Source organism: Pontibacter mangrovi (assembly GCF_006385705.1).
GTDB classification, from domain to species: domain Bacteria; phylum Bacteroidota; class Bacteroidia; order Cytophagales; family Hymenobacteraceae; genus Pontibacter; species Pontibacter mangrovi.
This window is the reverse complement of record NZ_VFRQ01000002.1, coordinates 161,103-184,344: the sequence shown is the minus strand read 5'-3', so window position 1 is coordinate 184,344 and position 23,242 is coordinate 161,103. Positions and strand designations below refer to the sequence as shown.

Annotated in this window: 29 protein-coding genes; 11 read left to right on the top strand and 18 right to left on the bottom strand. The window is 53.6% G+C overall.

Annotated features, from left to right (window positions below; translation table 11 throughout):
- The first annotated feature begins 169 nt into the window (after positions 1-169).
- The gene (locus FJM65_RS04350) at positions 170-1,135 is read left to right on the top strand and encodes a sterol desaturase family protein (protein WP_140619839.1); all 966 of its coding nucleotides are present in this window, start codon (positions 170-172) and stop codon (positions 1,133-1,135) included.
- A 77-nt stretch (positions 1,136-1,212) separates the two neighbouring features.
- Here FJM65_RS04350 and FJM65_RS04345 read toward each other — a convergent pair whose 3' ends face one another.
- From FJM65_RS04345 to FJM65_RS04300, 9 genes are all read right to left on the bottom strand, one after another.
- Positions 1,213-1,728 (bottom strand): hypothetical protein, encoded by a 516-nt coding sequence (locus FJM65_RS04345; protein WP_140619837.1) that lies wholly within the window; start codon positions 1,726-1,728, stop codon positions 1,213-1,215.
- Between the two features lie 195 nt (positions 1,729-1,923).
- A complete protein-coding gene (locus tag FJM65_RS04340; protein WP_181163635.1) occupies positions 1,924-2,388 on the bottom strand; it encodes a 2-dehydro-3-deoxyphosphooctonate aldolase in 465 nt (154 codons plus the stop codon).
- Positions 2,389-2,421: 33 nt separating this feature from the next.
- Entirely contained in the window at positions 2,422-2,868 is a 447-nt protein-coding gene (locus FJM65_RS04335; RefSeq protein WP_140619835.1) for a GNAT family N-acetyltransferase, read from the bottom strand.
- Between the two features lie 79 nt (positions 2,869-2,947).
- Positions 2,948-3,565, bottom strand: a complete 618-nt coding sequence (locus tag FJM65_RS04330) for a hypothetical protein (protein WP_140619832.1) — start codon at positions 3,563-3,565, stop codon at positions 2,948-2,950.
- Between the two features lie 97 nt (positions 3,566-3,662).
- Positions 3,663-4,184 carry a DUF6252 family protein gene (locus FJM65_RS04325; RefSeq protein WP_140619830.1) on the bottom strand — a complete coding sequence of 174 codons (522 nt, stop codon included), beginning with the start codon at positions 4,182-4,184 and terminating at the stop codon, positions 3,663-3,665.
- 32 nt (positions 4,185-4,216) lie between these two features.
- Positions 4,217-4,801, bottom strand: a complete 585-nt coding sequence (locus FJM65_RS04320) for a porin family protein (protein WP_140619827.1) — start codon at positions 4,799-4,801, stop codon at positions 4,217-4,219.
- A 126-nt stretch (positions 4,802-4,927) separates the two neighbouring features.
- The gene (locus tag FJM65_RS04315; RefSeq protein ID WP_181163634.1) at positions 4,928-5,236 is read right to left on the bottom strand and encodes a hypothetical protein; all 309 of its coding nucleotides are present in this window, start codon (positions 5,234-5,236) and stop codon (positions 4,928-4,930) included.
- Between the two features lie 551 nt (positions 5,237-5,787).
- The gene (locus FJM65_RS04305; RefSeq protein WP_140619820.1) at positions 5,788-6,342 is read right to left on the bottom strand and encodes a lipocalin family protein; all 555 of its coding nucleotides are present in this window, start codon (positions 6,340-6,342) and stop codon (positions 5,788-5,790) included.
- Positions 6,343-6,351: 9 nt separating this feature from the next.
- Positions 6,352-6,570, bottom strand: coding sequence for a GNAT family N-acetyltransferase (locus FJM65_RS04300; RefSeq protein ID WP_140619818.1), 219 nt, complete (start codon positions 6,568-6,570; stop codon positions 6,352-6,354).
- A gap of 131 nt (positions 6,571-6,701) precedes the next feature.
- On the opposite strand from FJM65_RS04300, the gene FJM65_RS04295 reads away from it, so the two are divergent.
- From FJM65_RS04295 to FJM65_RS04280, 4 genes are all read left to right on the top strand, one after another.
- A complete protein-coding gene (locus FJM65_RS04295) occupies positions 6,702-7,199 on the top strand; it encodes a YajQ family cyclic di-GMP-binding protein (RefSeq protein WP_140619816.1) in 498 nt (165 codons plus the stop codon).
- Between the two features lie 174 nt (positions 7,200-7,373).
- Positions 7,374-8,159 carry a TerC family protein gene (locus FJM65_RS04290; RefSeq protein ID WP_140619814.1) on the top strand — a complete coding sequence of 262 codons (786 nt, stop codon included), beginning with the start codon at positions 7,374-7,376 and terminating at the stop codon, positions 8,157-8,159.
- A 118-nt stretch (positions 8,160-8,277) separates the two neighbouring features.
- Positions 8,278-10,584 (top strand): M20/M25/M40 family metallo-hydrolase, encoded by a 2,307-nt coding sequence (locus tag FJM65_RS04285; protein ID WP_140619812.1) that lies wholly within the window; start codon positions 8,278-8,280, stop codon positions 10,582-10,584.
- A 124-nt stretch (positions 10,585-10,708) separates the two neighbouring features.
- The gene (locus FJM65_RS04280; protein ID WP_140619810.1) at positions 10,709-11,278 is read left to right on the top strand and encodes a DUF4142 domain-containing protein; all 570 of its coding nucleotides are present in this window, start codon (positions 10,709-10,711) and stop codon (positions 11,276-11,278) included.
- Between the two features lie 9 nt (positions 11,279-11,287).
- Here the strand turns inward: FJM65_RS04280 and FJM65_RS04275 are convergent, their stop codons facing one another.
- From FJM65_RS04275 to FJM65_RS04260, 4 genes are all read right to left on the bottom strand, one after another.
- The gene (locus tag FJM65_RS04275; RefSeq protein ID WP_140619807.1) at positions 11,288-11,947 is read right to left on the bottom strand and encodes a hypothetical protein; all 660 of its coding nucleotides are present in this window, start codon (positions 11,945-11,947) and stop codon (positions 11,288-11,290) included.
- Between the two features lie 103 nt (positions 11,948-12,050).
- Entirely contained in the window at positions 12,051-12,236 is a 186-nt protein-coding gene (locus tag FJM65_RS04270) for a hypothetical protein (RefSeq protein ID WP_140619805.1), read from the bottom strand.
- A 181-nt stretch (positions 12,237-12,417) separates the two neighbouring features.
- The gene (locus tag FJM65_RS04265) at positions 12,418-13,434 is read right to left on the bottom strand and encodes a dipeptidase (protein WP_140619803.1); all 1,017 of its coding nucleotides are present in this window, start codon (positions 13,432-13,434) and stop codon (positions 12,418-12,420) included.
- Positions 13,435-13,529: 95 nt separating this feature from the next.
- A complete protein-coding gene (locus FJM65_RS04260) occupies positions 13,530-14,090 on the bottom strand; it encodes a DUF4864 domain-containing protein (RefSeq protein WP_140619801.1) in 561 nt (186 codons plus the stop codon).
- Positions 14,091-14,229: 139 nt separating this feature from the next.
- On the opposite strand from FJM65_RS04260, the gene FJM65_RS04255 reads away from it, so the two are divergent.
- The 3 genes from FJM65_RS04255 to FJM65_RS04245 all read left to right on the top strand — a co-directional run bounded on the left by FJM65_RS04255 (position 14,230) and on the right by FJM65_RS04245 (position 17,071).
- Positions 14,230-15,021 (top strand): phosphatase PAP2 family protein, encoded by a 792-nt coding sequence (locus tag FJM65_RS04255; protein WP_140619799.1) that lies wholly within the window; start codon positions 14,230-14,232, stop codon positions 15,019-15,021.
- Positions 15,022-15,060: 39 nt separating this feature from the next.
- On the top strand, positions 15,061-16,332 hold the full coding sequence (locus FJM65_RS04250; RefSeq protein ID WP_140619797.1) for a zinc dependent phospholipase C family protein: 1,272 nt from the start codon (positions 15,061-15,063) through the stop codon (positions 16,330-16,332).
- A gap of 235 nt (positions 16,333-16,567) precedes the next feature.
- Positions 16,568-17,071, top strand: a complete 504-nt coding sequence (locus FJM65_RS04245) for a hypothetical protein (RefSeq protein ID WP_140619795.1) — start codon at positions 16,568-16,570, stop codon at positions 17,069-17,071.
- Between the two features lie 80 nt (positions 17,072-17,151).
- Here the strand turns inward: FJM65_RS04245 and msrA are convergent, their stop codons facing one another.
- Positions 17,152-17,652, bottom strand: coding sequence for a peptide-methionine (S)-S-oxide reductase MsrA (gene msrA / locus FJM65_RS04240; RefSeq protein WP_140619793.1), 501 nt, complete (start codon positions 17,650-17,652; stop codon positions 17,152-17,154).
- 88 nt (positions 17,653-17,740) lie between these two features.
- Between msrA and FJM65_RS04235 the strand changes: the two genes are divergently transcribed.
- The gene (locus FJM65_RS04235) at positions 17,741-18,826 is read left to right on the top strand and encodes a DUF3616 domain-containing protein (RefSeq protein WP_140619791.1); all 1,086 of its coding nucleotides are present in this window, start codon (positions 17,741-17,743) and stop codon (positions 18,824-18,826) included.
- A 66-nt stretch (positions 18,827-18,892) separates the two neighbouring features.
- Positions 18,893-19,354, top strand: coding sequence for a hypothetical protein (locus FJM65_RS04230; protein WP_140619789.1), 462 nt, complete (start codon positions 18,893-18,895; stop codon positions 19,352-19,354).
- A 221-nt stretch (positions 19,355-19,575) separates the two neighbouring features.
- On the opposite strand, the gene FJM65_RS04225 is transcribed toward FJM65_RS04230, so the two are convergent.
- The 3 genes from FJM65_RS04225 to FJM65_RS04215 form a co-directional block, all read right to left on the bottom strand.
- Positions 19,576-19,797 (bottom strand): hypothetical protein, encoded by a 222-nt coding sequence (locus FJM65_RS04225; RefSeq protein WP_140619786.1) that lies wholly within the window; start codon positions 19,795-19,797, stop codon positions 19,576-19,578.
- Between the two features lie 64 nt (positions 19,798-19,861).
- Entirely contained in the window at positions 19,862-21,382 is a 1,521-nt protein-coding gene (locus FJM65_RS04220) for an HTTM domain-containing protein (RefSeq protein WP_140619784.1), read from the bottom strand.
- Positions 21,383-21,471: 89 nt separating this feature from the next.
- Positions 21,472-21,921: a hypothetical protein gene (locus tag FJM65_RS04215; RefSeq protein WP_181163633.1), complete on the bottom strand. Its 450-nt coding sequence runs from the start codon at positions 21,919-21,921 to the stop codon at positions 21,472-21,474.
- 164 nt (positions 21,922-22,085) lie between these two features.
- Between FJM65_RS04215 and FJM65_RS04210 the strand changes: the two genes are divergently transcribed.
- Complete coding sequence (locus FJM65_RS04210) at positions 22,086-22,739, top strand: DsbA family protein (RefSeq protein WP_181163632.1); 654 nt, start codon at positions 22,086-22,088, stop codon at positions 22,737-22,739.
- Between the two features lie 6 nt (positions 22,740-22,745).
- Here FJM65_RS04210 and FJM65_RS04205 read toward each other — a convergent pair whose 3' ends face one another.
- Positions 22,746-23,153, bottom strand: coding sequence for a hypothetical protein (locus FJM65_RS04205; protein WP_140619780.1), 408 nt, complete (start codon positions 23,151-23,153; stop codon positions 22,746-22,748).
- Positions 23,154-23,242 lie beyond the last annotated feature (89 nt).

Sequence of the window (23,242 nt, the reverse complement as noted above, 5' to 3'; positions counted from 1 at the left end):
CAGTAGCGGCGGCAACTTCTGTTGCCCGTAGCTTCTGCAGCTGTGTTATCTTTTAGTTGCCAGCCCCGCTTAAATAGGACTGGAGTATAAATTTACGTAAATTAGGCAATTATGCAGTGTTCGTTCTGGCGCAGCACTGCTTGTTTTACCATTTACCCGCCTTCTGTTTATGGAGATACTATTCAGTAAAATGCCCAACCCTTTTACTTACTTTGTGCCACTCTTCGCGCTGCTGATAGCCGGCGAGGCCTACATCAGCTACCGTGAGGACAAAGAGCTGTATAGCCTGAAAGACTCTGTGGCCAGCACGCTGGTGGGGTTGGGCGCCGCCGTGCTGAATACGCTTACCAAAGCTTACCAGATCGGGCTGTTCTTCCTGTTCTACAAGCTGTTTGAGCCGCTGCGCGTGGAGTTTCTGGGCTACGAAAACTTGGGCTGGGCCTGGTGGGTGTGGGTGCTCTGCCTCGTCGGCGACGACTTTAACTTTTACTGGCACCACCGCTTCTGCCATACCATCCGTATTTTTTGGGCCGCGCACCTGGTGCACCACTCCTCCGAGAAGTTTAACCTGGGTACGGCCTTCCGCAACGGCTGGACCATCTTCCTGTACAAACCTATTTACTGGATCTGGATGCCTATACTTGGCTTTAACCCGGTGATGATCGCGCTGTGCATGTCGTTTAACTCTATTTACCAGTTCTTCCTGCACTCCACACTGGTGCCCAGGATTCCGGTGTTCGGGCAAATATTTAACACGCCCTGGGTACACCAGGTGCACCACGCCCGCAACATCGAGTACCTCGACCGCAACCACGGCGGCATCCTCATCATCTGGGACAGGCTGTTCGGCACGTACCTGGACAAAAACAAGCACCTGAAGACGGAGTTCGGTGTGCTGCACCCGCCTACCAAGCACGACCCTATCACGCTAAACTTTCATGAGTTTAACGATATCTGGAAGGATGTGCGCAGCGTGAAATCGTGGAAGCACAAGTTTATGTATGTATTCGGCCCTCCGGGCTGGAGCCACGACGGCAGCCGCAAAACCTCTAAAATGCTGCAGCAGGAGTGGGAGCAGCAGCGGCAGCAACAGCAGACCACGGTAGCACCCGAAGAATCGCAGTTGGTGGCGTAGGGCTGCTTTTAGTATAAGCTGGCTAAGCGGAAAGTCCGGCAAAGTATAAAACCATACTTTGCCGGACTTTTTTATACTTAATAGTCTGCAAAAATATACTTATCCTTGCGCAGTTTTCGGAAGATGGAGCGGGCCAGGTGGTTGTTCAGCGTATCGAAACCTGCGAAGATGCCTGATACTGTAGAGTTAGCGTACCATACGGGCTCTAGCGAACCCAGGTCGATCAGGTAAGTATGGTAAGTGGCGTTAGGCTCTGTGTCGGCGGTGGTTGTGCTCACATACTCGTCGTGTACAGAGGTGTATGAATTGGTGGTAAGCCAGTAAGCGCTTTGCTTCACCAGCAGAATGCCATCTACACCGGTGGCGCGTATCTTTTGCAGGAACTCGCTGTAGCTCACATCGGTGTTTATCTCAAACACATCCGACGATTTTACCAGCCTTGCTTGTGTGGCGGGTGGCGCAATATTGCGGGCCAGCGTTCTTTCCATTTGCCTGCGGTGCCGGTGGTTCTCGAGGTTGTTGAACTTGCCCCGGATGTGCTGCTCGTAGGTGAGCGAGTCCAGCTGGCTGATTTCGGCCGTGGTGTTTACCACCACGACAGCATACCATTGTGTATTGCTGGGGCTTTTTAATTTGGGCTGTGGTAGTGTAGGTAGAGGCGCAGCCGGAGAGCAGCATAAAGCAGAGCGCGAGCAGAGGTAGTGTTGTTTTCATTATGGTTGGGAGGGCTTTGGTTTGAAAATATACCTTAAAATAGTATAATATTTCATCAGAAACAATCCGCTTTACTACTCCTTTGCTGTAAAGCCAACCGGAATGAGCAGTTCGCCTTCGTCATACATGTTCAGGTATAGGCTCAGGGTGTCGGTGCCGCCTTCCCAATACACTTTGTACAAGTCCAGCAAGCCGGCGTCACCCATCAGCCCGTTTGGGGTTTTAAATGTGCAGCAGCTGCCTTCGCGGTAATAACCTACAGCCTCGCCGTTAGGGCCCAACAAGGCGTTCAGGAAGCGTCTTTCGTTCATGGGACCGCTCTGATCGTGCACGCCGCCTACTTTTATCGCGTTCTGCTGCTCAAAGCCGTAAGTTTTGTCGTCTGCCTGGGCGGTTAGTTTATAGGTTCTGTCGTCCAGGTACTCCACGGCGGTGGTGCGGGTGTCGCCGGTGATCTGGTTGCTGCCAGTGGCTTGCTTTTGCGTGGCGCAGGCGGTAAGCACTGCCGCGGCACTAAGGGAGAGTATAAGTTTTTTCATGTGGGTAGGTGGTTAGGGTGATGTTTTTATACTTTATACTTTGGCCAGCGGCATCCGCATCTGGTACAGGTCGAAGCCCGGGGCCCAGAAGTCTTTTTCTGTCTTCTCCAGCGCAAAGCCTCCTTTCTCATAAAACCTGTACACCAACTGCGTCGTCCGGACAATGAGGGTGTGCATCCCTGGCTTACTTTGCACAACGCGTATCCGGTGCTGCAGCAGCTGCCGGCCAATGCCTTTGCCCTGGTGCGCCGGGTGAATCACATCCCAGGAAATGCGGGCCACCCCCTCCTCCGGGAAATAATTGATGCCTCCCCCGCCAATCAGCTCCCCGTTCTCCTCTACCACAAAATACTCCTCCCGGCGGGTATCCAGGTACTCGGCAAAGTCTGCCCCCTCGGCCTCGGCAAAGTAGGTGGGCGTGTTGAGGCGCAGCAAGGCCAAAAGCTTTGGCTTGTCTGCTGGTGAGTAAGGACGAATCATACCTTTATACTTTGTTGTGAGAGTTGGTTCTTCCTTTTTTTGCTCTTTTGGTTTTGAAAATGATGGGGAGGCATACGCCTTACACCGTAAGCGTGGCCGGGATCATTTTAGCGGCTGCTCTCCCATAGAGAATCAACAGAACGATAAAACTGACATTAGCCACCACAAGTAAAGCAACCGCTACGCGCTTTAGCGTTTTGTTCTCCAGTTTCTCTTTATCCTCTTCAAAATACTGATCAACAAAGCTTAAAAAATGTGCCGCAAAAGCATCGTAGTTGGCAATGCTCTCAGACGTTCTGCAAGGAACAATATCAATCTTCTTGCTATCCTTGAACTTGAGAATGAGGAAGTGGCGGCCTATCCCGGATGTTAATAAAGAGCCTTCCACTAGTTCATAATACGTTAGGTCATTGAAGCGGTGCTGCTTCCCATCAACGGTTAGCCTCGCGGTAACTTTGTCTAAGGCGACATCAGTGGTTTCCCAGAAGAGGTACTTTCTGTTATAGATCAAGAAAATAGGAGCTATTACCAGAGTTGCCAGGGGCAGCAGCGGGTCACGGTAAAGAAAGTCTGGAATGTGTGCGCGGAGTGCAGGGGTATACAGAAGTCCCATCAGAAAGAACGGTGCCAGCATCACCGCTATCGAGGACAATACTACTACCGTACGGCTTCTAAGAACGTCAAATGTATACTTCATCTATACTTGATCATGAGTTGGGGAGGGCTGGGTTTGGCGGTGTAGCGGTTATGGTAAAAGTGTGGTAGGCAAAGGGCACGCTTTACTTATGTGCTTGCTAGAAGAGCTTCTTGTCAAACCGGCCCTCCGTCACGCGGATGGTGTCACAGCCGGGCTTTGCCAGCGTGAACTCGAACGTGCCCGCAATGATGCCGTTGGTCAAGTCCAGCTTTGTGATCTCCAGTTTGCCGGTCCTGCTTATTTCCGAATTATTATTTCTATAATCACAAGCAGCTGATGCAAAGCCAGCAGCCCCCATTTCAGGATTGTTAAGGCTATAGGTTCCCTCATGGTCAAGCTGAGTCATAAAGAGCGATAGATACTCATCTGTTTCATGCTTATAGGCAATAATGTTTAAATCGCCTCCCTGATACTCAGGGTCATAGACTACATCTAAGCTCGACTGGTACAAGTTGGGCTTTCCCTTTGGCAGCCACACTTCCCCGTTCACCAGCGCCCCGAATGTGTTCTTGCCCTCCCTTGTGGCGGGCGGGAGCTGGGGCTCGTTTTTGTGCTTTTTACAGGATGAAAAAGAGAGAAGGGCCAGGAAGAATAACAGTGGTAAAATGTGTGTTTTCATACTTTTCTGCTTATGTTAGAAGTTTTATCTTATTATAAGAGAATCCCTAAGCCCAATTGCATAACGCGGTTGTGCGTCTGTACATCGCTGCTATTAACAATGCGGTTTATGCCGTTACTGTACCTGCCGAACACCATGAGGTTTTGGAATTGATATTCCGCCCCAAATGCAATGCTAAAGTCGACACGATTGTAGTTAAATACTGTCCCGTTCTCTCCATCTTCCGGAAGAGAGTCTTTATTCAGGAGGTAACTGAGTTGAGGTCCTGCTTGTAAATAAAGCCCTTTCCATAGCTTTAGCTCTGCAAGTAATGGCAGTTGAAGATAATTGAGGTCAACTTCTAGGTCAGCTGCGGAATTGTTATTGTTAAGTACATATCCTTGTTCAGAATAAAGTAGCTCGGATTGGACATTCCATTTGGCAGCTAAAGGCAGTTCACTTACAAGGCCCATATTATATGAGGTGCGGGTATCCTCCAGTGAGAAATCATTATAACCTCGGCCAGTATAATCAGAAACATTAATGCCGCCCTTCAACCCGAAACGCGGTTTTTCCTGTGCCTCGGCCATGCTTTGGATTAAAAATAAAGCTAAAAATAAGAAGTATAATTTCTTCATATCTATGGTCTTTGGTGGTTTCAAAAATAGAAGGGTGGTTGTTTTTTAGGTGTCGCACATCGGCTGGTGCAGCCGATGTGCGAGGCGATGCTAGGCATAAAGGCTGAATTGTGTTGGATAACGTTATTATTTCCTAACGAAGTTCAAGCTTTCTATATCACTATAGTCTTGTTCAGGTACGATTAACAGAATCCTCTTTCCAGTTCCACAGCCACAGGACTCACAGAGTGAATCTAATTCTGAATTGTTGTCAAACTCTACGTTTAACACACTAATCCCCTCATCTTCCAAGTATTTAGTGACCGCAAGAACTGTTTCCGTATTTGTGTTATTTTCGCCTGTTCCCCAAGGGTCTGAACACTTTGTTTGTTCCCAGTAAAATTGAGTAGAGCTTTCTTCTTTCTCACAGGAAATTGCCAGAACTGCGACTAACATAATAGTCACTTTACAAAAACAGCTTTTCAGACAAGTTTTCATTTTTATAATTTACTAAGTTATGCGGTCCAAAAATAGTGACTTAGACAGCCTCCGCCCCACTGCCCTACATACAGAAGTGATTTCACCTAACAGGCGCACTTTTTTGAGGAGCTAATTTCGAGAGCAGGAAGTAGGTAACAGCATACACTACACCCCATGAAGCCAGGTCAATGGCAAACTTGGCGTTCAGTACACCTTCCTCTACCAAATCATACTTAAACCCAGCCAGGTGGTGCACAACTTTTACCAGTAGGTAAGTTATAAATAGTGGTGCAAGTGCGGCTTGTGTAGTACCTATCCTCATGTTTGTTTTCTTAAAGAGCTACAGGGGCTTCTTTTGTAGATGATCTAATTATTAAGCTTTTACAATATAATAAACTCTGGATAAAATATAGCATCGATACCAAAGTTTATACTTTCAACTTTAATGGATGCCCCTCTAAACAAAACCAGCTGCCAAAGTATAAATACCCTTGGCAGCTGGTGTAAGTATAAATCCTGAAGTATAGTTACTCTTGCGTAAAGCAGCTTTGGTCGGTCATGAGGAGCTTCTCTACCGGAAAGCCTTTCTGGTCGGCCAGTTGCACGAGGCGCTCCAGCACGTCCTGGTCCAGGGTGGGAGTGCGGGAGAGGACCCAGAGGCTCTCGCGGTCGGGGGAGCCAACCAGGACATAGGCATAGTCAGGGTCCAGGTCTAAGATCCAGTAATCGCCCCGGAAAGGCCAGAAGAACTGCACGCGCAGTTTGCTGTTGCCGCTGCCCTCCACCGGAAAGCCTTTGCCCTGGGCGCTATCTTCCTTTCCGTTCGGCCCGCCTTTGCGGCAGGTGTTTTTTACCTCCACGTAGCCATCCGGGTTCAGGCTATACTCGGCGTACACACAGTGGCAGCCTTTCTCGAAGCGCTGGGGCAGGCGTGCGATCTCGTACCAACGGCCCATGTAGCGGTGCAGGTCTACGGTTGGCACCGTTTGCAGCGGAGCGTGTTGGCGGCTGCAGCTGCTAAGTATGGCCACACCAGCCAGCACGGCGCCGGCGGTAAGCAGTAGTTTTGTCTCTTTTTTCATAGTAGTAGGTTACAGCTGCCTGGCCATCAGGTAATGCGGAAAAGAGCCAAACAGCGGGTATATTTTCTCAATCATTTCATACCCGTTGCGGCGGTAAAAGTTTACGGCATTTTCGCGGGCCTGCAGCGTTATGCGTGTTGCGGCCAACTGCCGGGCGCGCTCCTGCAGGTACTGCAGCAGTACGTAGCTGAGGCGCTTGCCCTGGTTTAGGAGTTCAACTATAAACAATCAACAATTTAACCATGCAGCCATTTAACAATCCCACTAACCCAACAATCAACTATAAACAATCAGCAATTAAGCAATAACTTTGTCGGCTCAATTAAGTAAATCAATCTTTAAAGTATAAGCATAAAACTATGGCATCTTTCGACATTGTAAGCAAGGTAGACCCGCAAACCATGGATAACGCCGTGAACGTGGCCCGCAAGGAGATCCTGAACCGCTACGACTTTCGCGACACCAAAGGCAGCATCGACTACGACAAAAAGAACAACGTGGTGAACATCACGATGGAGAACGAAATGCGCGTGCAGCATACCGAGGACGTGCTCATCAGCAAAATGGTGAAGCAGGGCCTCGACGCCACCGCCCTCGACTTCTCCAAGGAGGCGTACCAGTCGGGTGCCATGCTGAAGAAGGACATCAAGGTGAAGGCCGGCATCGAGAAGGATACGTCCAAAAAGATCATGAAGATCATCAAAGACAGCAAGCTGAAAGTATCGGCTGCCATGATGGACGAGACCATCCGCGTGACCGGCAAAAAGATAGACGACCTGCAAGGTGTGATCGCCCTGCTGCGCGGCAACTCTGAAGAAATAGGCATGCCCCTGCAGTACGTGAACATGAAAAGTTAAGTATAGATTGCTAATTGTTTGTTGTTGATTGTTGGGTGCAAAACGTCAGTGTTGCCATTGATCAATAATATAGGATGAAGTGCAGAAGGTAAATTCATCTCATGATAAATAGGCTGCATACTGGCTACACAAACAAAACAATCAACAATAATCAATCAACAATAAACCAAAACTATGGAAATTTTCGCCAATCCGGATACCTGGATAAGCCTGCTCACCCTGACCTTTATGGAGGTGGTGCTGGGTATCGATAATATTGTGTTTATCTCGATTGTGGTGGGCCGCCTGCCGCACGACCAGCAGGCCAAAGGCCGTACCATCGGTTTGGCGCTGGCCCTGATCTTCCGCATCATCCTGCTGCTGTTTATCTCCTGGATCGTGAGCGCATCCGACCCGCTCTTCTCTATTAATCTGCCGTTTACGGCGGCGGATTTTGCCGTGTCGTGGCGCGATATCATCCTGTTTGCCGGTGGCTTGTTCCTGCTGGCCAAGTCTGTAACCGAGATCCACAACAAGCTGGAAGGCGAGGAAGAAGAGCACGGAGAGGCCAAAGTGCACGCTACCCTGGGCAAAATACTGGTGCAGATCGTGCTCATCGATATCGTCTTCTCCTTCGATTCCATCCTGACGGCGGTTGGCTTGGCCCAGGAGGTGATCGTGATGATCATTGCCGTGATCCTGGCCATGGGCATTATGCTGATCTTTGCCAAGTATGTGAGCGACTTCGTGAACAAGCACCCGACCGTAAAAATGCTGGCCCTGGCCTTCCTTATCCTCATCGGCTTTATGCTGGTGGTGGAGGCGCTGCACCAGCACATCCCGAAAGGTTATATTTACTTCGCGATGTTTTTCTCGCTGCTGGTGGAGATGCTGAACATGCGGCTGCGCAAGAAAACCATACCGGTGCACCTGCGGCAGAACGAGGTGCTGGAGCCTGAAGAAGAGGAGAAAGTGGCTTAAAGGCACAGCATTCAAGTATAAAATAAAAACAGCACCGGCGCCCCTGCTACAGGCGGTGCCGGTGCTGTTTTATGTGCAGATTTTAAGTATATTAGCTTCATTCTATACTGCCAAACCTATGCGCCAGCGTGCTTCTTTTGTTGCCCTTTTGTTCCTGCTCCTGCTGGTGGGGCTGTCGCTGGTGAGTTTGTGGCTGCTGCGGCCGCCGGCGCCTGTGCCGGCCAGTGCCCCTGCTTCGGAGTTTTCGGCGGAGCGGGCAATGCAGCATGTGCGGCAGATTGCCCGGCAGCCGCACGCCATGGGCACGGCCGCCCACGCCGAGGTAAGGCGCTACCTGCTGCAGGAGCTGGCGCAGCTGGGGCTAAACCCGCAAGTGCAGGAAAGCGCGGCTGTGTACCAGCAATCGGTAGGGCATGTTTATAATGTACTGGGCAGGCTGAAAGGCAGCGGTGCCGGTAGCAAGGCTATCCTGCTGATGGCCCACTACGACTCGCAGCCAAACACCCCCGGAGCCGCCGACGACGGTGCAGGCGTAGCCGCCATCCTGGAAACAGTACGTGCCCTGAAAGCCGCTGCCCCGATGCAACATGACGTGATCGTGCTGCTGACGGATGGCGAAGAGTATGGGCTGTTTGGCGCGACCGCTTTTCTGCAGCACCCGTGGGCGCAGGAGGTGGCACTGGTCCTGAACCTGGAGGGACGGGGCAATGCCGGGCCAAGTATGACTTTCGAGATGAGCCCTAAGAACGGGTGGCTTGTGAAGCAGTATGCAGCGGCGGCGCCTTATCCTTACTTCAGTTCGCTGGCTTACGAAATATACAGCCGCATGCCCAACAATACTGATTTCACAGTGTTTAAAGATGCTGGCTACGCGGGCCTGAACGCTGCTTTTATCGAGGGCTTTGCCCATTACCACAAATCCACCGACACTCCCCAAAACCTTAGCCTGCGCAGCCTGCAGCAGCACGGCAGCAACCTGCTGGCGCTTTCCCGCCACTTCGGGCGCACCTCCCTCAGCAGTACCAAAGCCAGGGACAGGGTGTTCTTTAATGCCATAGGTGGTTGGGTGGTCAACTATAAGTCCAGCCTGAATTTGCTTTGGGTGGCCTTCACCACGTTGCTGCTGTTTGTAACGGTGCGTGTGGCGCTACGGCAGGAGGTGGTAAGGGGCTGGGGCATTGTGTCGGGCGTAGGTTTATACTTGTTTACGCTGGTAGTCATCGTGCTGCTTTTTTACCCTCTAAACGAGGGCGTGTGGCAACAGCTGCCCTTTGCGCAGCGGCACAACGGCGTGTATGGCGAAAGCGGTTTTTTTGCTGCCTACCTGCTGCTAGCGCTGGGGCTTTTTCAGCTTTTAGGCTGGCTGTGGCTGCGGCGGGTGCGCCTGCTGTCGCTGGTGCTGGGCGTGTTCATCCTTCAGTTTGTGCTGCTGATAGCGGTATACCTGGTCGTGCCTAATGCCGCCTACCTGTTCCTGTTCCCGCTGCTGTTTAGCGTGGGGGCGCTGCTGGCGGTCATGCTTTCCGGCGGGCTGGAGCTGCAGCGCATGGCTCCCAAACATGTCTTTATACTTTTGATAGGCGCTGCGCCGGCTGTTCTGCTGTTGCTGCCCATAGCCGAGGTGGTGTTTATGGCTTTTGCGCTGCAACTGCCCTACGGTATGGTGGTGCTGGCACTGCTGCTGGCGGGGCTGCTACTGCCTTTGCTCGCCTTTATGGAGGCGGGGCTGCGCTGGAAAGGCGTGCCGTTGCTGCCGCTGTTGCTCCTGCTGGCTGGCGGTGGGTTGTTGGCTAATGCTGTGGCGGGCGAGCGCCCTTCTGCGGAGCGGCCGCTGCACAGCCACGTCAGCTATTTTCTTAATGCCGATGCGGGGAAGGCTTGGTGGGCCTCGCGCTTCCAGCGCACCGATGCCTGGAACCGCCAGTTTTTTACAGCACCAACCCAAGGCCCGTTGCGGCAGGTATACCCCAACGCGTCAATCCCATACATGCAGAGCCAGGCAAAGCCTCTGAACCTGCCAGCGCCAACAGCTACGGTGCTGCAAGACTCTGTTGCCGGAGAGGAGCGGCGGCTGCGCCTGCAGCTGCTGTCGGTGCGTGGGGCGGCGCATCTGGAGGTAGCGGTGCAGGTGCCGGACACTGCCTCGTTGCAAAGTATAAAACTGGCTGGGCAGCGGCTTTCGCTTACCCCTGCAGAAACCGCTGCAGGAAAAGTATACTTTACGCGTTACTACGGGTTGCCCGAGAGCAAGCAGGCGGTGCTAGAGCTGCGCCTTGCTGCAGGCGTGCCGCTCACCCTCTATCTCTACGACCAAAGCATAGGGCTGCCGCCGGAACTGGTGCCGTCGGCGCGGCCGGCCTACGTGGTTCCCGACCAGGGCCGCGACAGCAACCTAACGGTGGTGCGGAAAAGTTATACTTTCTGATGCGCTTCTGGTAATTGATCCAGCCAAATTTATACTTTATGATGAATCTTATGAGTAGCCCAACCAAAGCGGCGGCCTGTGCAGTATAGGGTATAACAATCCAGTACTTGCACCCTGACAACTCATGTTTTTAGATAAAGTTATCACCTTTACCCTCGGCACCGTTTTTTTATTGGTACTGGCCTGCCAAGGCCCCTCCGAAGAGCAGAAAACAGCTCTTCAATCGCGCAGGAACACTGGTTTGCTGCACCAGCCCGCCTTCTGGGACTATGCCGCCAGCAGCAATATGCTGCAGGTGGAGATTGCGAAAGTAGTGGCCGAGAAAGGCAGCACACAGCAGGCCAGAAGTATGGCTTTAGAGGCCGTGGCGTTTCATGGAAATGCGCTGAAGGAGCTGCAGCAGCTGGTACGGCATCATCAGAAAATTCAATTACCCGATAGCCTGGGCGGTGCCGACCTGGGGCTGGTGCTGGAGTTTAAGCTTTTGGAAGGGGAGGAACTGGATACGCACTACCAGGAATTTGTGCTGAGCACGCATCATGCCCAACTGAGCAGGTATGAAGAGGCGCTGCTAAAAGCAGAGGAGCCAAAAACGCGGGACTGGCTGATGAACATGCGCGCGCACCTGCAGGAGGAAACCAGCAACGTAGGCAGTTTGGCTACCACTGAAGACGTGGTGGAAGAGGTGTTATAGCAGAGAATTTTACCGCCAGAGTTCGGAGGCTTTGCGGGCCATCCGGAAGAAAAGCTCCCGCTCGAGCCCGGCCACCTGCCGCGCCTCGCAGTGGGAGTAGCCGTTTTCCACCGCGTTCAGGTAATCATAGTATAGTTGCGCCATCTCCAGCGAGTCGTCTTCAAAACAGCCTGTCTGCTCTTCGGCAGCCTGCTTCTCCGGCTCAAAAACTTTAGAAGGGTATAGCTTGTCGAGTTGGTAGATGAGGTATTTCTGGCGGGTTTTGTTTGGCTTGCCTCCGAACAGGTGCTCGATGGGCATCTCCTCGTCGTTCTCGTCATACTCTTCCAGCCCGTCCTCCACAGCCAGCGGCTCATACACAATAATGTCGTGGCCGGTAAGCTCCAGGTACTCCCCAAACTTCTCCTTCACCGGAATAAGCGTAGGCGAGTCGTAGGGCTTGTCCAGCACCTCGGCCAAATGCAGGGCCACCTCGCGGCCTTTGTCGCCGGCGGCAAACAGGATCTGGTTCAGCTGCCCGAAATCGCAGCCCAGGTAAACGAACTTATACTCGTCATCCAGCACCGTAAAGCACCAGAGGGTTATGAACTCCGTGTCATCTATCACTACCGTGTCGATGTACAGCTCGTTTATTTGTATGTAGCGAGGCGTGTAATCCTGAGCATCCATGGTGTTACGGCTTAAAGGTTTGGGCGCAGTTAGGCACTATTACTGCGTATACGGAGTTTATCTGCACATGGCAAATAATCTATATACAAATTTCACCTCAAATCTAGTCGTCGTGGCGCCGCAGGTAGTAAATCACGCCTCCTAAAACCGTTACCCCAATGCGGATGGCCCAGCTTGCGGTTTCGCCGAACTGGCTTAACCAATTGAGAACTATTAAGTTAGCGCCAGTAAACTCCAGCACCAGCGATACAAGGCCCGCTAACAGCAGAAACAGCCCGAGAAACTTCATGTAAATAGGATTTTTAGTGAAAGTATCTATTTAACAAGGCAAGACTGCGACAAATCGGCAATCTATACTTCTACCTTCACTAAATATAGAAATTTTAAAGTATAAACCAATCCTTTCTGATTTATACTTTGCGGACAGCCTGATAATATAAAAGGTTCTTGCATGGAAACCCGCCGCGGTTTTAGCGCCAGATGCGCTCGATAAAGTGTAGCGCGTTGCCATAAGCCAGCTGCTGCAGCTGCTCCTGCGGCAGCTGGGCTTTTAGGCGGTCCAGGAGGTAGGCGTAGCTGGTGCCGGCCTGCTCGTGGGCTTTGTAGTAGAAAGGGTAGCGGCTTTGGTCGGGCTCATCGGCAAAGTAAAAATAATCCGCCCCAAAGCAGATGGCGTTTTCCGCGCCGTGCGCAAAGCCATACCTTATGTGCTGCAGCAGTGCCTCCGGGTCCTCGGTGTTCACAAACTTGCGCAGAAAATTCATCCCGATCAGGCCTTGCCGGCGAACGATCTCCTGCGTTAGCTCGTCGGGCAGGTTGCGCTCGTGCGGCCACACCGGCCTGAAGTTAGAGTGGCTGGCGATAACAGGAATGTCCAGGTTCTCGGCGTCGATGTGCGTCAGGATGTCGAAAGCCAGGGCATCGCTGGTGTGGGAGAGGTCCACGGCAATGCGCCGGCCGTGCAGGTAGTCGAGCAGCATGCGCCCGTCGGTGGTGATGCCATGCGTGGGGGCAGAGGAGTTGCCGCCGCCAAAGCGGTTGGCGGTGTGGTGGGTAAAGCTGATGTAGAGGATGCGGCCGCATACTTCTATCATCTTTTCCAAGCGTTTAAAGCCCTCTTCCAGCGGCTCGTCTTCCTCGCAGAAGCCGGTAGCGTTCTCGATAGCGGCCACCATGCCGGTGCTTCCTGTCTGCTGCATAGCCTGCCGTAGCTGCGGCACGTCGGTAACGGCGGTGAGGCAGTTGTCGGCATCGGCCAGTTGCCGGAACATGTCGCGCTGCAGCCCGGCGTAGCGGGTGCTGCCGGGGCCCGTGGCCGAGTAGATGGCCATTACCTGCAGCTTCACGTTGCCCGCCACCAGCGAGGGCACGGCACAGCCGATCTCCTCTACATGGTTCATGTCGGAATTGGGCACATCGGTCAGGTATACCAGTAAATCGCAGTGCAAATCTATGATAGGGAGAGGAAAGGCTGTGGTCGGGTTCATCTGAATCTGGTTTTACAGCCTAAGATACGGCAAACTAGCCAGTGGTGGTGCAACAGGCAGTGCCAAAGTATAAAGAGCGGCTCAGGAAAAGGGTTTTACAGGCGGCTGGTCATGGGGGCTTCTTCCATGCGGGCCACGCCCTCCACCATCCAGCAGCCTTTGTAGGAGCCTTTGCGCTGCTTGGTAAGTATAAACATGAAGGCCTGCTGCTGTCCGTCTTTGCCTTCCAGCACCGCCAGTTGGTACGCATGCTTGCCATCCACCACAAGCTGCCCTGTTTTGTAACTTTTAAAGTTGATGATGGTACTGTAGGCAGGCTCGCGCACCATCAGCCGGAAATGGTTGAGGGAGCCGAGGTGCATGCGGTTGGTGGGCGAGGAGAAGTTGAACAAGGTGATCACGCCGCTGTCGGCAGGGTCGTTCTGCTGCAGGGCGCGCAGCTGTATGCTTACTACCTGGCGCGGCGAAAGCGCCTTGTCAGGCTTCATGTAGGTCCATTTGGAAGTATGAGCGATGTTGGGCCCGGCAGAAGTATAAGTGGTAAAGTAATGTTCCTCGGCAGTGGGTAGGGCCGGGAACCGCGCCCAGAACAATACCAGCAGGAGCGCCCCCAGCACCAGCATGATCTTATCAAACACATTGTCTCGCTCCTTCATAGTAAATATGTACTTTATTTAGGCCGTGAATGTTGTGGAAGACCTTGTTTTTAGGGTGGAGGTGTGGCAATTGCAGGCTAAGACCGGAAAAAGTAAAACAAAGGATACGGGCTGCGTATATGCTCATCAGGTCGTGCTTATGAAAAAAAACATACTTATAGACAAGGTAAGAAGTATAACCAGCGAGGTGCTGCGCCAACCTGCTGTGCAGCGCCTGTTGCAGCGCTACCCCAAACTGATCTCTTTTGTGGTAGCGCGGTTCGACCCGAACTATTTTATTGGGCTCCCGCTAACCCTGGTGCTGCTGGCCGGCGCGGTAAACGTGGCGCTGCTCTCTAACCTAACCGAAAGCGTGGTGGAGTCGGAGTGGATCGTGACGGTGGACAAGCACTTTACCGAGATGCTTTTCAGTGTACGGACGGAGTGGCTAAGCCAGGTGCTTTATACGATCTCCTGGCTCGGCGACAGGTTGGCGGTTTTCATAGTGGGCGCGCTTGCCTCCCTTCTGCTTTTGCTGCGCAGGCGGTGGGTGGGCTTGGTGGCTTTCTGGCTTGTGATGGGCGGCGTGGGGCTGGTGGTGCAGTATGGCAAGAAGATCATCAGTCGCAACCGCCCCGGCGCTGATTTTGCCTACTATGTCGTAGACCATTTTTCTTTCCCGAGCGGGCACGCTACCACGGCCATGGCGCTGTATGGCATGCTGGCTTACCTGCTGTATCGGCACCTAAATGTTGCCTGGCAGCGGCAACTGCTGGTTTGGGCAGCGCTGCTGTTTATCCTGCTGGTGGGCTTTAGCCGCATCTACCTGGGGGTGCATTACCTGTCGGATGTGCTGGCAGGGTACCTGCTGGGCGTGCTGTGGCTGCTGGTTGGGGCTAGCATCGTAGAGGTAGCCCAGTACCATAGGGCGAGGGAGCGCGAGCGACGGTAGTTGGCCTACTTTTTAGCTGTATCTCCGTATCAGGGAGGTATGAAACAGAGCATATATAGCTGGTCGCTGTGGCTGGCTTTGTTGGCACTTGCCCTGGTGCCCACCTCTCCTGCAAAAGCCTACGGCGTGCTGACGCACCAGGCCGTGATAGACGCCTCCTGGGAAACCAGCCTGAAGCCGCTGTTGCAGCGCCGCTACCCCTACGCCTCTGAGGCCGACCTGAAAAAGGCGCACGCCTATGCCTACGGCGGCTCCATTGTGCAGGACATGGGCTACTATCCTTTCGGCAACACGTTTTTTACAGACCTTACCCACTACGTGCGCAGCGGCGACTTTGTAGAGAGCCTGCTGCGACACGCTGATACGGTAGAGGAACTCGGGTTTGCGCTGGGTGCCATGGCGCACTTCTACTCCGACACATACGGCCATCCCATCGGCACAAACCGGGCAGTGCCATTGGTTTACCCTAAGGTCAGGCAGGAGTACGGCGACACCGTAACCTACGCCGATGATGCCATATCGCATGTAAAAACAGAATTTGGCTTTGATGTGCTGCAGGTGGCCCGAGGCAGCTACGCCCCGGAGGCCTACCAGGATTTTATAGGCTTTGAGGTGGCAGAGGAGCTGCTGGAGGAGGCATTTCTGGAAACCTATGGCCTGGAGCTGCAGGATGTGTTCACGAGCCTGAAGTTGGCTATCGGGAGCTACCGCTATACTATCCGGGGGCTGTTTCCGGAGCTGACGAAGGCGGCCTGGCAGGCCAAGAAAAGCAAAATCCAGGAGGAGGACGCCAGCATGACCCGCCGCAAGTTTGTATACCGCATGAGCAGGGCCAGCTACCATGCGCAGTGGGGGCAGGAGTATGAGCGCCCGCACTTTTTTGCGCGTGCCGTGGCCTGGGTGCTGCGCGTGCTGCCCAAGGTGGGGCCGTTGCGCCCGCTGGCTTTTGTGCCGCCACCACCGGCTGCCGAAGAGCTGTACCTAAACAGCTTCAACGTGACGGTGGATAACTACACTGCACAGGTAAAGCAGCTACGGCCTAACGCGCCGCAGTTGCACAACATTGAGCTGGACACAGGCAAGCCTTCACACCCAGATGCTTACCCGCTTACCGACGAAACGTACCACAAGCTGTTGAAGAAACTGGCGAAATCGGATTTTGAGCAGGTAAGGCCTCCGCTGCAGCAGCACATGTTGTCTTTTTTTGCACAGGCCAAAGCCCCGGCAGCGCAGGACGAGGACGATCAGAAGGAGTGGGAGGAAATACAGGAGTACCTGGTGCAGCTAGAGGGGCTTCAAGCCAACAGGTAAAAAATCCGGCTTTTGTGTTTTTTGTACTTGTTTGTGTAAGCGCCAAGACCTGGGGCGAAAGGTGCAAATAAGTTAGGCAAACCCGTTTTAGCGTAAAAATATAGCACTTAATGCAACTAAGCTCTGGATTTAACGATAAAATATACCTAAGACTTTGCTGATCGCCCTGCATGCAAGGCTGTGAAGGCACGGTCTAAATTGTATCATTTTTAAATTAGACATAAAAACTAGACCCATGGAAACAAACAAGAATAATAGCACAACCACGCAAACACAAGCGCAGGCTAAATCCAATACAACACCATCTAGCGGCACGCAGAGCAGCACAAATGCTACAACTGGCAGCACATCCTCTTCAAACAAGAGCAACAGCAGCCAGAACATGCAGGGCCGCAGCAACCAGCAGGCCACTACCGGACAGGGCGGCATGAAGAACATTCAGGACAAACTGTCGAATTTCGGTAGCTCTGCGGCCTCCACTATCAGCAACATGAGCACGAAGCAGAAAGCCATGGTAGGCGGTGCCGTTTTAGCGCTGGGCGCAGGATGGGTGGCCTTAAGCCAGAAAAACAAAAACAAGATTAAGAACCAGATCAGCTCGGCTGCATCTACTGCCAAAAATGCCATGCACGAGGCCAATGCCAAGCACCAGCAAAGCAGTAGCTCCAGCAACTCATCTGGTAACATGACTGCTAGCCGCTCTGGCTCATCTTCCGGCACAAACGCTCGCGTAAAGTAAGCTGAAGGCCTGAGGGCAATAAAGCCGGCTTCCTGATTCAGGAGGCCGGCTTTTTTATGCCGCAGAAAGTAGGAAACGGGCTAAGAAGCACGGCGGGACGATTGCCCATGCTTCAGGAGGTAATGCTGGTGGTGCTCCTCTGCCCTATAAAACGTATCGGCAGGCACGATCTCGGTTACAATCTGCCGCCCGCTAAACTCCGGCGACTGCTGCCAGTTCTCTTTCGTGGTTTCGGCCATCAGGCGCTGCTCGTTATCGTGGAAAAACACCACCGAGCGGTACTGCGAGCCAACGTCCGGCCCTTGCCGGTGAAACTGCGTGGGGTCGTGGGCCTGCCAGAATACCTGCAGCAGCTGATCGTAGCTTACCTGCTTCGGGTCGAACCTGACCTGTACCACTTCGGCATGGCCGGTGCGGCCGGAGCAGACGTCCTCATAAGTGGGGTTCGACGTGTGGCCGCCCATGTAGCCCACCTCTGTGCCTATTACGCCCGGCGTGTTCCGAAAGGCTTCTTCTATGCCCCAGAAGCACCCGGCGCCAAAGGTGGCCTTCTCTAATTGGTTTTTCTCTGATGATTCCATACTTCCTGAATGGTTATTTGTAGTGTTTGCGTTACATACGGAGGTAAGGGCTCGTACACAGCCATACCTACTATCTAAAAACTGCAGAATGAAAAAGAAGGTTATACTTCAGTTTGACCCTGCCCTGAGCCTGAGCCCGGGCGGCGACCATGTGCGCGACGGGCTCTCCACGGTACTTTGTACAGGCAACAACCTGTGGCTCAGCTGCGATGAGCGCACCACCATTGAGCGCCTTACCCTGCAGCCCGACGGCTCCTATGGCGACCACCAGTCTTTCGACCTGGAGAAGTTTATCGATCTGCCAGCCAAAGGGGACAGCGAGATAGACATCGAGGGCATGGGCATGGCCAACCACTACCTCTGGATCATGGGCTCGCACAGCCTGAAACGCAGCAAACCCAAGCGCCACCAGTCGGTGACAAAGCAGATGAAACGGCTGGCGCACGTAAAGAACGACCCGAACCGCTACCTCCTGGCACGCATCCCCATCCTGCAGGATGCCGGCACCGGCCTTTATACTTTATACCGTGAGGTGGAGAACCCCGATAGGGCAGGCCATACCTTAAGGGCAGCGCAACTGCACGGCGATAGCCACAGCAGCATCCTGACCGAGCTACTCGCCCACGACGAGCACATCGGTCCTTTTATGAGCATCCCCGGCAAGGATAACGGCTTTGATGTGGAAGGCCTGGCCATACATGGCGAGCGTATCTTTATAGGTTTGCGCGGGCCGGTGCTGCGCGGCTGGGCCATGGTGCTGGAGGTGGAGGCCGAAGAGGACAAGGAGGGGCAGCTGCACCTGAAGAAGCTGGAGAATGGCAAGCCTTACAAAAAGCACTTCCTGAACCTGCGCGGCAAAGGCATCCGGGAGCTTCGCTTCTTTGGCAAAGACTTATACTTGCTGGCAGGCCCCACCATGGACCTGGACGGCGTAATAGCCATTTACCGCTGGCCCAACGCGGTAGGGAAGCAGGAGCAGATGGTGCACAACAAGGAACTGGAGCGCCTGCAGGAGGTGCCCCACGGCACCGGCGAGAACAGCCGAAAAGACAAAGCCGAGGGCCTGGCCGTGCTGGACGAGCACCATGTGCTGGTGGTGTTCGATAGCCCCACAGACGAGCGCAAGGAAGGGGAAGATGCCGTTTGGGCCGATGTGCTGCGCGTGGTAACGTAACCTTAAGCCGGCAAAGCCCCTATACTTGTAAAAAGCCTGAAGCAGGCAATATAAACAGATAAGACTATGAACAACGCAATAAAAGCAGTGGCGGGCGGACTGGCAGGGGCCTGCGTCCTGACGCTGGTGCACGAAACGGTGCGCCGCCTGGTGCCCGATGCCCCACGCATGGATGTGCTGGGGATGCGTGCCATCTCCAAGCTAATGAAAATGTCGGGAGAGGAGCCCCCGCAGGATAAAGGGGAACTGCACAACTGGTCGCTGGTAGGCGATATCCTGTCGAACTCGGTATACTATAGCCTGGCCGGCACGGGCAAGGACGCCTGGTGGCGGGGAGCTGTGCTGGGCGCGGCTGCCGGAGCCGGAGCCGTGCTGCTGCCCGGGCCCTTAGGCTTGGGCAAGGAGCCAAGCAACCGCACCTCACAAACTCAAGCCATGACGATAGGCTACTACCTGTTGGGAGGTATGGTGGCGGCAGCCGTAGGCTATGCCCTCAGCGGCGACGAAGAAGCCGGAGAAGAAGTATAGCACATCAGCAAAAAAGAAACAGCAAAGGCAGGCGCTTAGTGGTGCCTGCCTTTGCTGTTCTAAAGTATAAAATACTCTGTATACTAATCTTGATTGATTATTGCGCATGGATTGGCTCCAAAGTTTGCCAACAGCCTAAAACCCGCCCCTAGCCCCTCCAAGGAGGGGAATCAGCCTGTAAATCTGTAAAGGCACTGCGCACGAACTAACTGATATTGGTATTATTGATTCATGTCGGTGCTGATGGTGTCGCCCATGGTTCCGCTGCCGGCGTTGTTCATGGTGTCGGCTGTTACTTCGTCCATGCGGGTGCTGTTGTCCATGTCCTCTGCCTGGGTGGCGCCGTCGGTGTCTACGCCGGTAGTGTTCTCGTTGCTGCAGCTCGTAAAGGCTGTGGCGGCCATCATGGCGGTGGCCATCACAAATGCATATTTACTTTTCATAGTTTCCGTTTTTGTTGATTAAGGTATCTTTTACGGAAGAAATCAAAATAAGTGGTAGCGGTGTTTACTCGGGCTGGTTGGCGCAGCTGCAAAGCACCTCGCGGGTAGGGTCGGCCAGTTCATAATCGGGCAGGGAGGGCTCCTTCATGTACACAACCTCCAACTGCCGGATGGGGTGCTGCGGGTGGGCCTCGTTCCAGCGGCGCATGAGGTAGTTGCAATAGTATGGCCGCATGTAGGCGTTGTGGATGAACAGGTAGTTCTCAGAGTACTTACGCCAGCGGTCGTTCTTGAACAGCGACACCACAGAAGCCGGTTTGGTGTAATCCACCTCTTTGCCTTGCTGGTTCAGGTCTATGCGGTTGCCGCCCGCTGTGTAGCCTTCCAGCACATACCAGCCATCATCCTTAAACACCACAGGCGCAAACATTCCCCAGTGCTGGTCCAGGCGCAGGAGGTAGCCAAACCAGCGGCTGCTGTCGGGGAGCTTGTAAAGCGACAGGTTAGTGGTGCTCAGGTTCCACCAGAGGCAGTAAAACAGCATGGCCGCCACCAAGCCGTTGCGCATGGGGGCCAGCAGGTGCCGGGGCAGGAGCGGCTTTCGCCAGTTAACCTGCACCTTTATACTTACTGGGCTGCTAAGCCTGCCGAAGATGTTTTTGAACTGCCCCAGCCCTGGCCTTCGGAAGGAGCCCAGCACGCGCCTGTCGAGCCAATCCATAACGGGAGCAGGCAGTAGGCCGGCCACTGAGGCAATGTTAATGAGGTAGAATAGCCCCACGAAAAGTGTCAGGCTGATGCCGATATGAAAGCCGGTGAGCACCAGCACCACCACTATCCGGAAGAAATTGTTGTAAAAAGGGATGAGCAGCAGGAAGGGCAGCAGCAGCTCGGTATACCAGGTGGTAAGGGTAAGCATGCGCAGCAGCTCGGGGTAAGGGTAAATAAGGCGCCCCAGCGGCATCAGAATCTGGTCCAGGCTGAGGGCATAGTATAAAGCGGTGCCATCGGTGTGCCATTCGGGGGAGTCTTTGAGCAGGGCGGTGCAGACGTATACCAGCCCCACCTGCACAATATACGCGATGGTGGCGGCGCTGAAGTAGGAGGTTTGCTGCGGAACCACGCCTTGTTGGCGCGCATGCACGGCATCAGCAGAATAGAACCTGCCCCAGGGCAGAAAGATACCCCAGAAAAGCAGCATCCGGAGGAGGTCGTCGCCGCCCTGCTCTATAAGCGGGTTACGGTTTTGCAGCGAGAGCAGCAGCAGCCAGGTAGCTATTGTTGAAAAGCGCGTCTTATACCCTAGCAGCAGGCTGATGGCGAAAGCGGCGGCAAGTATAAACAGGAGCGCCTGCACCTGCCAAAGGCCGCTAAGCGCGTGCAGCGAGAAGAACTGCGGCAGCCACAGGTGCTGGTGCAGCACGTGCAGCGGCAGCACGCCCATGTTGGAGTAATGGGCCTCCAGGTCGGTGGCCCGTATCGCCAGGTCCAGCAGCACAATGCCTGCTACCCAGATGCGCATCAGGGCAAGCGCCCGAAGGTCTACGGTAAAAACTTTTCGCAGGTATTGCTCCAGGTACTTCATAGGCGGCAGAGGATGCTGTTTAAAAGCGGAAAGGCAAATACCTGCCGGTGCCTGCCTTTCCTAAATATAACTGTGCGGCGTCAAGATGGCTACATGGTTGTAGTGCCTGTTGTCGTGCCCGTCGTTGTTCCTGTGGTAGTGCCGGTAGTTGTGCCGGTAGTGGTACCCGTTGTTGTACCGGTGGTAGTGCCAGTAGTCGTGCCGGTAGTCGTACCAGTAGTAGTTCCGGTTGTTGTACCAGTAGTGGTGCCGGTAGTAGTACCAGTCGTCATGCCCGTCGTTGTGCCGGATGTGGTGGTACCTGTAGTGGTGCCGGTCGTTGTGCCAGTGGTCGTACCTGTCGTTGTTCCCGTTGTTGTGCCGGTGGTGGTACCCGTTGTTGTACCGGTGGTTGTTCCGGTTGTGGTACCATAATCATCCTCGGTTGTGTCCATACCTTCGCTTTCGGTGGTGGTGCCGTCCGAGGTGGTGCAGCCTCCGATAGTTAGAGCAGCTACTGCAAAGGCAGTGGCACAAAATGTAATTAAGTTCTTTTTCATAGTCCTGAATGTTTGTTGTACAAAAGTTATATAACCATACTTTTACGCTCTATTCCGCAAAAGGTATAACAATGTGCTCCAATATGTGCGTAGTTTTAACCAGAAGGGCAGTTGAACATTTAGAATGTTGCAGGGTTGAACAGGGGTAAATGAACTATCGAGATATGAAAATAGAGAAACTATACTATGTGCAGGACGCCCTGTGCGGCTGGTGTTACGGCATGAGCCCGGTGATAGCGCGGCTGTACGAGGAGCACCGGCAGGACTATACTTTTGAGGTGCTGAGCGGCGGCATGATCCGGGGCAACAATGTGCGGCCTATCAGCGGCATGGCTGATTACATCAGGCAGGTAGAGCCAAGGCTGCAGGAGATAACCGGCGTAAAACTAACTGACACCTACCACCGCGAGGTGCTGGACAAAGGCACATACCTGACCAATTCGGAACCGCCCGCTGTGGCCATGGCCATACTTAAAGAGCAGTATCCGGAACTGCAGGTGCCGCTGGCGGCGGCCATACAGAAACTGCATTTTGAGGAAGGCAAGGACCTGAACGAAGTAGAGGCCTACATGACCGTGGTGCGCGCCTTTGGGGCCGACGAAGACGGTTTCAGGGAGAAGTTTAATGACAGCAATTACCTGGAAAAGGCACGGCGGGAGTTTGAGTTGGTGGAAAACTGGGGGATAAACGGGTTTCCGGCGGTAGTGTGCCAGGCGGGCGAAAAGCTATACCTGGTGGCGCGCGGCTACCAGCCTTACGACCAGCTTACGCAAACGCTGGAGCAGGTGCGACAGGAGGCCGCGGCGGCAGGCAAATAAGCTCTCTTATTCTAAAGAAGCGGACATCAGCCACTCGTAAGCGGAGGTAAGGTCTTCAAACACCTCAACCTCAAAGGGAAAGGGAACAACCTTCTCGTTATCTACAAAATAGCGCAGCTGCTTTTCGGCAATGGGGTCAAAGGAGTTGATAAAAGCAAAGCGCTTGAGCGGCAGCTTCCGGAAATCCGACAGGAACTCTCTCAGGGTCCAGCGCGTGTCCTCGATAGGGATGGGAGGCAGCAGGCGCCGGTCTGAAATAGCGTATGGCACACCCATAGAAGTAACCAGGTGCAGAAAGTGCCTGAGCGTGTCGCGGTATTCCTGGCTGGTGCACGCCCCATACCACTGGCTAACGATGACGTTATGGGTAGGGTAGTGCTCTATGTGGTGATAGGGAGTAGAGGATAGAACCATAGGCTACTGATTTAGAGCTACGTTTACGTTCCATAATTTTAACAAATTATCTACTGATATACAAGGAGTAAACTATAATAAAACAGTAA

Bases quoted from the DNA above. Each gene is read 5' to 3' on its own strand.
- FJM65_RS04250 (WP_140619797.1), top strand. From the start codon at position 15,061: ATGAAACAGAGCATATATAGCTGGTCGCTGTGGCTGGCTTTGTTGGCA.
- FJM65_RS04260 (WP_140619801.1), bottom strand. From the start codon at position 14,090: ATGAAGGAGCGAGACAATGTGTTTGATAAGATCATGCTGGTGCTGGGG.
- FJM65_RS04205 (WP_140619780.1), bottom strand. From the start codon at position 23,153: ATGGTTCTATCCTCTACTCCCTATCACCACATAGAGCACTACCCTACC.
- FJM65_RS04305 (WP_140619820.1), bottom strand. From the start codon at position 6,342: ATGAAAAAAGAGACAAAACTACTGCTTACCGCCGGCGCCGTGCTGGCT.
- FJM65_RS04285 (WP_140619812.1), top strand. From the start codon at position 8,278: ATGCGCCAGCGTGCTTCTTTTGTTGCCCTTTTGTTCCTGCTCCTGCTG.
- FJM65_RS04270 (WP_140619805.1), bottom strand. From the start codon at position 12,236: ATGAAGTTTCTCGGGCTGTTTCTGCTGTTAGCGGGCCTTGTATCGCTG.
- msrA (WP_140619793.1), bottom strand. From the start codon at position 17,652: ATGGAATCATCAGAGAAAAACCAATTAGAGAAGGCCACCTTTGGCGCC.
- FJM65_RS04295 (WP_140619816.1), top strand. From the start codon at position 6,702: ATGGCATCTTTCGACATTGTAAGCAAGGTAGACCCGCAAACCATGGAT.
- FJM65_RS04325 (WP_140619830.1), bottom strand. From the start codon at position 4,184: ATGAAAACACACATTTTACCACTGTTATTCTTCCTGGCCCTTCTCTCT.
- FJM65_RS04330 (WP_140619832.1), bottom strand. From the start codon at position 3,565: ATGAAGTATACATTTGACGTTCTTAGAAGCCGTACGGTAGTAGTATTG.
- FJM65_RS04215 (WP_181163633.1), bottom strand. From the start codon at position 21,921: ATGAAAAAGAACTTAATTACATTTTGTGCCACTGCCTTTGCAGTAGCT.
- FJM65_RS04275 (WP_140619807.1), bottom strand. From the start codon at position 11,947: ATGGATGCTCAGGATTACACGCCTCGCTACATACAAATAAACGAGCTG.
- FJM65_RS04280 (WP_140619810.1), top strand. From the start codon at position 10,709: ATGTTTTTAGATAAAGTTATCACCTTTACCCTCGGCACCGTTTTTTTA.
- FJM65_RS04245 (WP_140619795.1), top strand. From the start codon at position 16,568: ATGGAAACAAACAAGAATAATAGCACAACCACGCAAACACAAGCGCAG.
- FJM65_RS04340 (WP_181163635.1), bottom strand. From the start codon at position 2,388: ATGAAAAAACTTATACTCTCCCTTAGTGCCGCGGCAGTGCTTACCGCC.
- FJM65_RS04230 (WP_140619789.1), top strand. From the start codon at position 18,893: ATGAACAACGCAATAAAAGCAGTGGCGGGCGGACTGGCAGGGGCCTGC.
- FJM65_RS04265 (WP_140619803.1), bottom strand. From the start codon at position 13,434: ATGAACCCGACCACAGCCTTTCCTCTCCCTATCATAGATTTGCACTGC.
- FJM65_RS04315 (WP_181163634.1), bottom strand. From the start codon at position 5,236: ATGTTAGTCGCAGTTCTGGCAATTTCCTGTGAGAAAGAAGAAAGCTCT.
- FJM65_RS04220 (WP_140619784.1), bottom strand. From the start codon at position 21,382: ATGAAGTACCTGGAGCAATACCTGCGAAAAGTTTTTACCGTAGACCTT.
- FJM65_RS04255 (WP_140619799.1), top strand. From the start codon at position 14,230: ATGAAAAAAAACATACTTATAGACAAGGTAAGAAGTATAACCAGCGAG.
- FJM65_RS04225 (WP_140619786.1), bottom strand. From the start codon at position 19,797: ATGAAAAGTAAATATGCATTTGTGATGGCCACCGCCATGATGGCCGCC.
- FJM65_RS04320 (WP_140619827.1), bottom strand. From the start codon at position 4,801: ATGAAGAAATTATACTTCTTATTTTTAGCTTTATTTTTAATCCAAAGC.
- FJM65_RS04290 (WP_140619814.1), top strand. From the start codon at position 7,374: ATGGAAATTTTCGCCAATCCGGATACCTGGATAAGCCTGCTCACCCTG.
- FJM65_RS04335 (WP_140619835.1), bottom strand. From the start codon at position 2,868: ATGATTCGTCCTTACTCACCAGCAGACAAGCCAAAGCTTTTGGCCTTG.
- FJM65_RS04350 (WP_140619839.1), top strand. From the start codon at position 170: ATGGAGATACTATTCAGTAAAATGCCCAACCCTTTTACTTACTTTGTG.
- FJM65_RS04235 (WP_140619791.1), top strand. From the start codon at position 17,741: ATGAAAAAGAAGGTTATACTTCAGTTTGACCCTGCCCTGAGCCTGAGC.
- FJM65_RS04210 (WP_181163632.1), top strand. From the start codon at position 22,086: ATGAAAATAGAGAAACTATACTATGTGCAGGACGCCCTGTGCGGCTGG.